This window comes from Oricola cellulosilytica (genome assembly GCF_019966575.1).
GTDB lineage: Bacteria > Pseudomonadota > Alphaproteobacteria > Rhizobiales > Rhizobiaceae > Oricola > Oricola cellulosilytica.
Genome location: NZ_JAINFK010000009.1, coordinates 62,435 through 73,259 on the forward strand (window position 1 = coordinate 62,435; position 10,825 = coordinate 73,259).

8 protein-coding genes are annotated in these 10,825 nt (G+C 62.4%); 5 read left to right on the top strand and 3 right to left on the bottom strand.

Annotation, left to right across the window (positions count from 1 at the left end):
- Nucleotides 1-76 precede the first annotated feature (76 nt).
- On the top strand, nt 77-1,291 hold the full coding sequence (locus LC298_RS17665) for an NADP-dependent isocitrate dehydrogenase (protein WP_131568637.1): 1,215 nt from the start codon (nt 77-79) through the stop codon (nt 1,289-1,291).
- Nucleotides 1,292-1,363: 72 nt separating this feature from the next.
- Here LC298_RS17665 and alaS read toward each other — a convergent pair whose 3' ends face one another.
- Together alaS and recA are read right to left on the bottom strand one after the other, a co-directional pair.
- Complete coding sequence (gene alaS / locus LC298_RS17670; protein ID WP_131568635.1) at nt 1,364-4,021, bottom strand: alanine--tRNA ligase; 2,658 nt, start codon at nt 4,019-4,021, stop codon at nt 1,364-1,366.
- A gap of 208 nt (nt 4,022-4,229) precedes the next feature.
- Nucleotides 4,230-5,324 (bottom strand): recombinase RecA, encoded by a 1,095-nt coding sequence (gene recA, locus LC298_RS17675; protein ID WP_131568633.1) that lies wholly within the window; start codon nt 5,322-5,324, stop codon nt 4,230-4,232.
- Nucleotides 5,325-5,643: 319 nt separating this feature from the next.
- Between recA and LC298_RS17680 the strand changes: the two genes are divergently transcribed.
- The 4 genes from LC298_RS17680 to LC298_RS17695 all read left to right on the top strand — a co-directional run bounded on the left by LC298_RS17680 (nt 5,644) and on the right by LC298_RS17695 (nt 9,013).
- Complete coding sequence (locus LC298_RS17680) at nt 5,644-6,594, top strand: PfkB family carbohydrate kinase (RefSeq protein WP_158284759.1); 951 nt, start codon at nt 5,644-5,646, stop codon at nt 6,592-6,594.
- A 9-nt stretch (nt 6,595-6,603) separates the two neighbouring features.
- Nucleotides 6,604-7,545, top strand: a complete 942-nt coding sequence (locus LC298_RS17685) for a pseudouridine-5'-phosphate glycosidase (RefSeq protein WP_131568629.1) — start codon at nt 6,604-6,606, stop codon at nt 7,543-7,545.
- 88 nt (nt 7,546-7,633) lie between these two features.
- The gene (locus LC298_RS17690) at nt 7,634-8,113 is read left to right on the top strand and encodes a BA14K family protein (protein WP_223385729.1); all 480 of its coding nucleotides are present in this window, start codon (nt 7,634-7,636) and stop codon (nt 8,111-8,113) included.
- A gap of 195 nt (nt 8,114-8,308) precedes the next feature.
- Nucleotides 8,309-9,013, top strand: a complete 705-nt coding sequence (locus tag LC298_RS17695; RefSeq protein ID WP_131568627.1) for a Crp/Fnr family transcriptional regulator — start codon at nt 8,309-8,311, stop codon at nt 9,011-9,013.
- 56 nt (nt 9,014-9,069) lie between these two features.
- Here the strand turns inward: LC298_RS17695 and LC298_RS17700 are convergent, their stop codons facing one another.
- Nucleotides 9,070-9,798: a hypothetical protein gene (locus LC298_RS17700; RefSeq protein ID WP_131568625.1), complete on the bottom strand. Its 729-nt coding sequence runs from the start codon at nt 9,796-9,798 to the stop codon at nt 9,070-9,072.
- Nucleotides 9,799-10,825 lie beyond the last annotated feature (1,027 nt).

Genomic DNA, 10,825 nt, shown 5'->3' on the forward strand with positions numbered 1-10,825 from the left:
ACCCCACTATCGGCTTTGCTATAGCCACGCCACTCTCCCGGCTGCGTTCGCAGCGCACAATCATTCGAGGCAATTCATGGCAAAGATAAAGGTCGACAATCCAGTCGTCGAACTCGACGGCGACGAAATGACCCGCATCATCTGGCAGTTCATCAAGGACAAGCTGATCCACCCGTATCTGGATATCGATCTGAAATATTACGATCTCGGCATGGAGTCGCGTGACGCGACCGACGACCAGATCACCGTGGATGCGGCCAACGCCATCAAAAAATATGGCGTCGGCGTCAAATGCGCGACCATTACACCAGACGAGGACCGGGTCGAGGAATTCGGCCTGAAGAAAATGTGGCGCTCCCCGAACGGTACGATCCGCAATATCCTCGGCGGCGTCATCTTCCGCGAACCGATCATCTGCAAAAATGTGCCGCGTCTGGTCCCGGGCTGGACACGGCCGGTCATCGTCGGCCGTCACGCGTTCGGCGATCAATATCGGGCGACGGACTTCAAGTTTCCCGGCAAGGGAAAACTGACGATGAAATTCGTCGGCGAGGACGGCACCGAGATCGAACACGAGATATTCGACGCACCTGCCGCGGGCATCGCCATGGGCATGTATAATCTGGATGCCTCCATCGCCGATTTCGCACGCGCCTCGCTCAATTATGGCCTGCAGCGCAAGGTGCCGGTCTATCTTTCGACCAAGAACACCATTCTCAAGGTCTATGATGGACGCTTCAAGGACATCTTCCAGGAGATCTACGAGGCCGAATTCGCAGACCAGTTCAAGGAAGCGGGTATCACCTACGAACACCGGCTGATCGACGACATGGTTGCCGCCAACCTCAAATGGTCGGGCGGCTACGTCTGGGCCTGCAAGAACTACGACGGTGACGTGCAGTCGGACACCGTTGCGCAAGGCTTCGGGTCACTCGGCCTGATGACCTCAGTGCTGATGACGCCTGACGGCAAAACCGTCGAAGCTGAAGCCGCGCACGGCACGGTCACCCGCCACTACCGCCAGCACCAGAAGGGCGAGGAAACCTCCACAAATTCGATCGCGTCGATCTTTGCTTGGACGCGCGGTCTGGCGCATCGCGCCAAGCTGGACGGCAACGACGCGCTCGCCAAGTTCGCATCGACCCTCGAAAGGGTCTGCGTCGACACCGTGGAATCGGGCTTCATGACCAAAGACCTGGCACTTCTGATCGGCCCCGATCAGCCGTGGCTGTCCACGACCGGTTTCCTCGACAAGATCGACGAGAACCTGCAGAAGGCGATGGCCGCCTAAGGGGCAGCCGATCCCTTCGAGAAAGCGAAAGGCCGCGGAGGTTTCCGCGGCTTTTTTCATTGACTGAAGACTTTATCCAGCCAAAGCCGCCCGTACTGCCTCGATAGCCGCGTCGGCTCTGGCGCCATCAGGTCCACCCGCCTGGGCCATGTCCGGCCGTCCGCCGCCGCCCTTGCCGCCCAAGGCCTGTGAAGCCGCGCGCACCAGATCGACGGCATTGAACCGGTCGGTCAAGTCCTCGGTGACGGCAACGACGACGCTGCCCTTGCCGTCCTCGGACGCCGCCGCGAGCGCGACAACTCCGCTACCGACCGAATGCTTGGCGTCGTCGGCCATCGGTTTCAGATCGCGCGGCGAAACGCCATTCACAACGCGGCCGACGAAGCGTGTGCCGGCGACTTCCTCCGGACCGGTACCGCTCTCCGACGGACCGGCAAGGGCGAGCGCCTTTTTGGCCTCGGTCAACTCGCGCTCGAGCTTGCGACGCTCGTCGAGCAGAGCCTCGACACGCGCGACGACCTCATCGGGGCCGGATTTCAGGGCTGACGCAAGGGCGCGCACGCGCTCGTCCTGCTCTTCCAGATATTTGCGCGCCGCTTCGCCGGTCAGGGCCTCGATGCGACGCACACCGGAAGCAACGGCTGTTTCGGAGACGATCTCGGCAATGCCGATCTCGCCCGTGGACCGGACATGGGTCCCGCCGCACAATTCAACCGAATAGGTCTTGCCTTTCTTTTCGCCACGGGTGGCGGTCCCCATCGAAACAACGCGGACCTCGTCCGCGTATTTCTCGCCGAACAGCGCCATCGCGCCGGTCTCGCGAGCGTCGTCCAGCGCCATGAGGCGCGTGGTGACCGGCGAATTCTGCAACACCATTTCATTGGCAATATCGGCAATTTCATCAAGCTCCCTATCCGACAGCGGTTTCGGATGGGAGAAGTCGAAACGCAACCGGTCCTCCGCGACGAGTGAGCCCTTCTGCGCGACGTGAGTGCCGAGCACCTCGCGCAGCGCCTCGTGCAAAAGGTGCGTAGCGGAGTGATTGGCCCGGAGGCGTGTCCGCCGCCAATGGTCGATTTCCATTTCGACGGCGGCACCGGTCGCCAGTTCTCCCTCGACCACCTTTCCGATGTGGACGAAGACGCGATCGGCCTTCTTGTGCGTGTCGGATATCTCAACCGAAACGCCCTCGCCGCGCATCACGCCGCGATCGCCTTGCTGTCCGCCGGATTCGCCGTAGAACGGAGTCTGATTGACCACGATGGCGATCTCCTCGCCGGTCTCGGCCTTGTCGACTTCCGAACCGTCGCGCACGATCGCCTGCACGACACCTTCCGCCTTTTCGGTCTCGTAGCCGAGGAAGTCCGTCGCACCGTGCTTGTCCCGGATCGAAAACCATACGGCCTCCGTGGCCTGGTCACCCGAGCCCGCCCATTTTGCCCGGGCTTCCGCGCGCTGGCGTTCCATCGCTTTATTGAAGCCCTCCATGTCGACGGAAACGCCGCGCCGGCGGAGCGCGTCCTGGGTAAGATCGACCGGGAACCCGTATGTGTCGTAGAGCTTAAAAGCCGTCTCTCCCGGAAGGGCGTCGCCCTCCGACAGACGCGCGCTCGCATCGTTCAACAATGCAAGGCCACGGTCGAGCGTCTTTCGGAAACGCCTCTCCTCAAGATGCAGCGTCTCGGTGATCAGCGGCTGCGCGCGTGACAATTCCGGATAGGCCTGCCCCATCTCCTGCACCAACGCCGGCACCAGCCGGTACATCAATGGGTCCTTGGCACCGAGAAATTCGGCATGGCGCATGGCGCGACGCATGATGCGGCGGAGCACATAACCGCGACCCTCATTGGATGGCAAAACACCATCGGCGATCAGGAACGACGAGGCACGCAGATGATCCGCGATCACCCGGTGGCTGGCCGCGTGTTCGCCTTCCGCCTTCGTGCCCGAAAACTCCTCGGAGGCGGCGATCAGGTGGCGGAACAGATCAATGTCGTAATTGTTATGCTCGCCCTGCAATACGGCCGCAATTCGCTCGAGACCCATGCCGGTGTCGATCGACGGACGCGGCAGATCGATCCTGTCGTCAACGGCGAGCTGCTCGTATTGCATGAAGACGAGGTTCCATATCTCGATGAACCGGTCGCCATCCTCGTCCGGGCTTCCGGGCGGGCCACCGGGAATTCCTTCCCCGTGATCGTAGAAAATCTCCGAGCAGGGGCCGCACGGGCCGGTATCGCCCATGGCCCAGAAATTGTCGTGTGTCGGAATGCGAATGATCCTGTCTTCCGGCAGACCGGCGATCTTCTTCCAAAGGTCGAAGGCGTCGTCGTCGGTGTGATAGACGGTGACCAGCAGCTTCTCCGCCGGTAGGCCATATTCCTTCGTGATCAGCTCCCAGGCAAGTTCGATCGCCGTTTCCTTGAAGTAATCGCCGAACGAAAAATTGCCGAGCATCTCGAAAAAGGTGTGATGGCGCGCGGTGTAGCCGACATTGTCGAGATCATTGTGCTTGCCGCCGGCGCGGACGCACTTCTGCGATGTCACGGCACGCGAGTAAGGCCGCTTCTCAAGACCGGTGAAAACGTTCTTGAACTGCACCATGCCGGCATTGGTGAACATCAATGTCGGATCATTGTCGGGAACGAGCGGGCCCGACGCCACGACCTCGTGCCCGTTGCGGGCGAAATAATCGAGGAATGCCTTGCGGATGTCGTTGACGCTGTTCATGAAAACCTGCCTGAGAGAGACGTGACGGGGCACGCGCGATGAGCTTTGCCATACTCAATCGCGCGGCGTCCTGTCCAGCATATCAGCGCAAGGGAAGGATGGTTCAAGCCGTTCAGATCTAAACGGCAAACCCGGCAGCCTTCGGCAAGACCGCCGGGATCAGAAACTCACTGCACAATCCGCGTCGCCGCGGACGAAATTACCGCCATCAGCCTTCGGCAGCCTTGCTGTCGCCATCCTCACCAGCCGCACCCGCCTCATCGGCAAGAAACTGCTCGGCGATCAGCCCGGCATTCTGCCGCAACGAAAGTTCGATCTCGTCGGCGATTTCCGGATTTTCCCGCAGGAACTGCTTTGAGTTCTCACGCCCCTGTCCGAGTCGCTGACTGTTATAGGAGAACCACGCGCCGGACTTCTCGACAATGCCGGCCTTCACCCCCAGATCGATCAGTTCGCCGGTCTTGGAAACACCCTCACCATACATGATGTCGAACTCAACCTGCTTGAAGGGCGGCGCCATCTTGTTCTTGACCACCTTGACGCGGGTCTGGTTGCCGACAACCTCATCACGGTCCTTCACCGAGCCGATACGGCGAATATCGAGACGAACCGAAGCGTAGAACTTCAGCGCGTTTCCGCCGGTCGTGGTTTCCGGAGAGCCGAACATCACGCCGATCTTCATGCGAATCTGGTTGATGAAGACCACCATGGTGTTGGAACGCGAGATCGACGCGGTCAATTTACGCAAAGCCTGGCTCATCAGGCGGGCCTGAAGGCCCGGAAGCGAATCGCCCATCTCGCCCTCGATTTCGGCGCGCGGTGTGAGAGCTGCCACCGAGTCGATCACCAGCACATCGCAGGCCCCGGAACGCACCAGCGTATCCGCGATTTCAAGCGCCTGCTCACCCGTGTCAGGCTGCGAAATCAGAAGATCCTCGAGCGCCACGCCAAGCTTGCGGGCATAGATCGGATCGAGAGCGTGCTCGGCATCGATGAAGGCGCAGATGCCACCATTCTTCTGTGCTTCCGCGACGGTCTGAAGGGCAAGCGTCGTCTTGCCTGAGCTTTCCGGGCCGTAGATTTCGATGATCCGTCCCTTGGGAAGACCGCCGATGCCCAATGCGATATCCAGGCCAAGCGATCCGGTCGACACAGTTTCGATCTCAACAACCTGCTCATTGACGCCGAGACGCATGATCGAGCCCTTGCCGAAGGTCCGCTCGATCTGCGACAGCGCCGCATCCAGTGCTTTTGTCTTATCCACCTGCTTGTCCTCAACCAGACGCAAACTGTTTTGAGCCATCTTGTCCTCACCCTTAGGTTATCGCCGCATCGCGCGCAAACTTGAAATCAGTGTTTCTACTTGTACGCGATTTGTTCCGCTTTGGCAACTTCTGCAAGCGACTGAAATCGAAGCATTAATGAGTTTTGTTTTATTTTTGTTCTTGTTCGGGCAAAACCGGATGTATCCGCTTGGAACAGGCTGGCGGGCCGCAAGCCCGGTACCGCGACATCCCGTCGGGCCTGACGATTGACCTTGAGGCGATTCTCGCGTCAGACACAGAACAGCCATAAGGCGCTCCTCCGGAGCCGATCGATCAACCGTCAGCAGCGAGACCGTTTTGAATTCCGCCGGACACGAAACGACACTCCTCGGAATCGGCGGAGCGCATATCGACCGTATCGGTCGCGTGAGCGGCGATCACCGTCCGGCGGCTTCCAATCCGGGACGTCTGATAACGACTGTCGGCGGCGGTACGCTGAACGCGCTTCGCACCGCCCGGCTTCGCGGTGTAGAGCGTGTCGCCCTGATTTCGGCGCGCGGCGGCGATGCAGACGGGTTGCAAGTGGAAGAGGCGGTGGCGGATGCAGGCATCGCCGACATGTCGGCGGTCTTCTTGGATCGCCAAACGGCAACCTATACCGCGATCCTCGACCAGAACGGCGATCTCGTCACTGGTCTAGCGGATATGGATCTCTACGAGACCGCATTGCTCCGTCAGCTCCGAAGACGTGAACTGCGAGACGCGATCGGCAGCGCAGCCACGATAATGACCGACGCCAATCTTCCGGTGGCAGCACTCGAGACGATTGCGGGGATGAGCGCCGCACCGCTCCATGCGATCGGCGTTTCCCCGGCGAAAGTGAGCCGGCTCGCTCCAATTTCCGAACGCATCGCCACGCTCTTTATCAACATGCGTGAACTGGCGGCGTTGACCAAGGCAGACGCGATACCCCCTGCCCTCACCGCGCTAGGGAAGTTGGGCTTCGGGCGCGCCGTCATTACCGACGCCGGCAGATCGGTCACTGTAGTCGACCACGGCAAGCGCTGGACAATCTCGCCGCCGGAGGTGAAGCAGGTCACTGACGTTACGGGAGCAGGCGACGCGCTTGCCGGCGCAACTGTTGCCCGTCTGGCTCTCGATCCGGACGCCACGCTGGTCGAGGCAGTGTGCGAGGGCGTTGCCGCGGCGCAGATGACCCTCCGCTTCGAGGGCCCGATCGCAAGAACGCTTACCGGTCCCGAGTTTGATTCAATACGTGGGCACATTGGCGTGTCCGAAACAGTTTGAGGACACATCATGACGCGCTACCGGATATCCGACGAGGTCGCCGCTGCCCTGGCAGACGGTGAAGCCGTCGTTGCGCTGGAATCCACCATCATCACGCATGGGATGCCCCATCCCGACAATCTGGCGATGGGCCGTTCGGTCGAAAGCGAAATCCGCTCGCACGGCGCCGTTCCCGCCACCATCGCGGTCATCGAGGGGACGCTGCACGTCGGACTCGACGCCGCGCAGGCCGAGACGCTCGCGCAGGCCGCGGCACCCGCCAAGCTGTCGCGAGCCGACCTTGCCTTCGCCATGGAGCGAGGCCTGACCGGTGGCACCACCGTCGCCGCCACCATGATGGCGGCACATCTCGCCGGGATCGAAGTGTTCGCCACCGGCGGTATCGGTGGTGCGCATCGCGGGGCGGAAAACAGCTTCGACGTATCCGCCGATCTCGACGAGCTGGCACGGACACCGGTGACGGTGGTGTGCACCGGAGCGAAGGCCATTCTCGATCTCGACAAAACGCTGGAGATTCTTGAGACGCGGGGGGTGCCCGTTGTGGCCTTCCGTCAGAATGCGTTTCCAGCATTCTGGTCACGGCATTCGGGAAGAGAAGCACCGCTTCGCCTCGACCGCGCGGAGGATATCGCCGGTTTCATGGCAACGCGGCGCAGCATGCCGGAACTGCATCACGGCGGAGTGCTGATAGCCAATCCCGTTCCTGCTTCCGACGAGATTCCCCTCGATGAAATGTCCACCCATATCGAGCAGGCCGTCGACGAGGCGGCGAAGGCGGGCGTAACGGGCAAGGCAGTGACGCCGTGGTTGCTTGGTCGCATTCTCGAGATCACCGAGGGGCGCAGCCTGAAAACCAATATCGCGCTTGTGGAAAACAATGCCCGCCTTGCGGCGGACATTGCCGTTGCAAACGCTGAACGCAGGCGACGGGACCATCATCACCCGCTGTGACCGACCGCACATCAACGCTGTCGGACAGCCTGTAACGTCTTCTGAGCGCCGCAGAAAGCTCTGCGGCCTCAACAGAGGAGACGCAACCATGAAAGCCGTCACGTTTAAATCCGCCTTGGCAGCCACCGCAATCTCCGCCACAGTGCTGACCTCGGGTGTCATGCCTGTCAGCACGGTCTCCGCGGAAACCATTCTCGTTCCGGGTATCGAACACCGGGTGCGCCCGCTGCGGCCGGACTTCTGCGCGACCAGGCCGACACTCTGCCGCCCCGGCCCGACCGTACGTCCGATCGCACCAGGACCGGGACCCGCGCCTGCTCCGGCTCCGAGGCGCTCGGGTGGTTTCAGCAAGGATCAAATGCTTGGCCTCGGGATCGTAGGCGGCGTGATCGCCGGAGCGGCCATCGCCAATGCGACCCGGCCGCGCGAGGTGATCGTGCAACCGCAAGGTAACGCCAACGCACATGTGGACTGGTGTTTCGGGCGGTATCGCAGCTACCGGATCGCCGACAACACGTTCCAGCCCTATCACGGCCCGCGCAGGCAGTGCATCTCGCCCTATATCTGACCCGAACCTCCCCGGCTGGGGGCGGCGTCCCCTCGCCCGGCCCCGGTCATCCCTGCCCCCGGAAGCCACACCGCTTTCGGGGGCAGGGACCGGAAGCGCGCCGCTTTCGGGGGCAGGGACCGGAAGCGCGCCGCTTGACACCCTCCCGATCTGTGCAACCATCGGCTGAAACCGCCGCCGGGCCAGCCGCAAATCATGGATTCGCTGAAATCTTTCGAACTTTTCGCCTCCCTCAACGACGCGCAGGACAAGCGCTTCTCTGCAATGGCCCGGACCAGCGATTTCGGCGAGAACGAACTCGTGGTCGATTACGAGGACGAAACGCGCAACGTCTTCCTGATCCGGTCGGGACGGGTCCGGGTGATCCTGCGAATCGCGACGGGGCGCGAAGTGATCCTGGGCGAATTCGCGGAAGGCGAGTGTTTCGGAGAACTGGCGGCAATCGACGGCACCACCCGTTCGGCCAATGTGACGGCCATGGTCAACACCCGTGTCGCCACCCTGCCCCAGGCGGTCTTTCTCGAAATACTGCGTGAAAACCCCGACGTGGCGCTGGAGCTCATGCGGTCGATGTCGGCGCTGATCCGCTCGCTCAACACGCGGCTTGCCGAACACGCATTCCTGCCCGCCAAATACCGGCTCTACTCCGAGCTGATCCGGCTGTCGAAACCGCGTAAATCACCCGGCGACGGGATTTCCGGACAGCGCATCATCTCACCGCCGCCGATCCAGCTCGAACTGGCCGAGCGCATCGGCTGCCGGCGCGAGGTGGTGAGCCGGGAGATCGCGAAAATGGAAAGGGAAAAGGTCGTGGAGCGCTCGCGCGGCGGGCTGATCCTCGCCGACATGGCCGAACTGAACCGCCGCCTTTCAGAGGGCTGGGACGCCGGGGGCGGCTGAACCTACGGGCGGCTATCGCGAAAACCCCGGAGCGGACGCCCCGGGGTTTGCATCATTCAGGAGCGCTTGAAACGCTCGCGCAGATAGGCGGGAACGACGCCGTGAATCACGGTGCCCTCGTCGCGGTGCGAGCCGCCCGTGGTCGCCGCGAACCAGGCCGCAGCCGCCGACAATGCAGCGCCGGCCGCTGACGCGAAGTTGAACACGACCCCCACGGTCGCCGCGTGGCGGAGCGCTTCGGCGGTGGTCTCGGTCGCAGACGCCTCGGCCTCTGCGGCAGCGCCGGCGCTGGCAAGCGCCGTCATCACCGACAGGGCCAGCATCGCCACAATGGAGGAAACCGCCCACACAACGATGCCATGCGTGCCGTCGCGGAACTCCGACTCGTCTTCGGTCGCGTCATGGAAGCGGGTGCGCATGCGCCCGGCAACATAACCGCCAGCCGACGCGCTGACGAGCGCCACGAGGATCACCCAGAGGCCGGCCACGAGCACATTCCAGGAAATGCCGCCGCCTTCCAGGGTCGCCTCCTCGGCGGCGGACAGGCCGACGCCCGCGCCGAACTGCGTCAGAAGCATGGAGAGCGCGAGCGCAATGGCCGCGCCGCCGAATACCGGACCCCACTCCAGATAGGAACCGGAGGCCGCGGGAGGCGTGGATGGTGCCGCCGCGACGGTCTCTACGGTCGCGGTCTTGGCCGCTGCCGTTCTCGACCGCGGACGTGCGGTGGACGAAGACGCGGTCTTCGCCGCGCCGGTCGTCTTGTCTGCAGGTTTGGCTGCCATGGATCTCACCGCAGGCCGAAGAGCGACAGGATAAAGAGAACGACGACGACGAGGCCGACGAGATAAATAATACCATGCATGGAAATGTCTCCCGATCAGTGTTGACGAGAACGCAACGCTGCAACGCGCCAATGGTTCCGTCAATCGGCGTGAACGCGCTAGCGTAATTCCGCGCCTGCCGGGATGCTCGAACGGGCGGCGGAGATGCGGCCCGAACCTGGGCCCGGACCGCACCCGCCCAGCCCCGGTTTACTTGCCCGGTTTCGGTTTCTGCGCCGGTTTCGGCGACGGCTTGCCCTGTGTCGACATAGTGGTTTTCCAAGTCGGTCCGTCGCGGCGGCCCCCGCCGGAATTGGCTGTCAGGCACGCGATGGACGGCTTCGATTCGACGCCGCAATTCCGACTTTTTTTCGGCAGCCGCAGCGCCCTCCTCCCGTATTTTTTCGGGGGCGATTTTGCGGGATTTCGGGGGCGCGGTTCCCTCCCCCTTGTGGGAAGGGATGCCCGGAGTATTCCGGATTTCCGTCCATGCGCCCCCTCTGTCACTCCGTGACATCTCCCCCGCAAGGGGGGAGAGTGGATGGACTTCGTCACGGTGCGCCGATCGCATTGCCCCTCTCCGTCGCTTTGCGACACCTCTCCCCCACGCCGTGGGGGCGAGGAAGGGCGCTGTGCCCTGTGTTCCCCTCGTCATCCTCGGGCTTGACCCGAGGATCTACGGCTGAACGGCGCCCTTGGTCCATGGATCCTCGGGTCAAGCCCGAGGATGACGACTTTTGCTTTTGGCATTGACGGCAGCCTCCAACATTCAGCCAAGCTTCCTCATCGCCACGCCCCGTTTCCGGTCTGGCCATTGAAGATCAGGAAGACGGGCGGTCGGGGGATCGCTTCGTCTATTGTAGTAGTGCGATCTTCCGACCGCCCCTTTCGGCGTTCTTCCGGTTCGGGCCTGCATTGGCGCTGGGAGATCGCTCGTCCCGACTGCCCCGGCGGTTAAACCTTCGGTCCGCAAGCGACGGAACCTCTT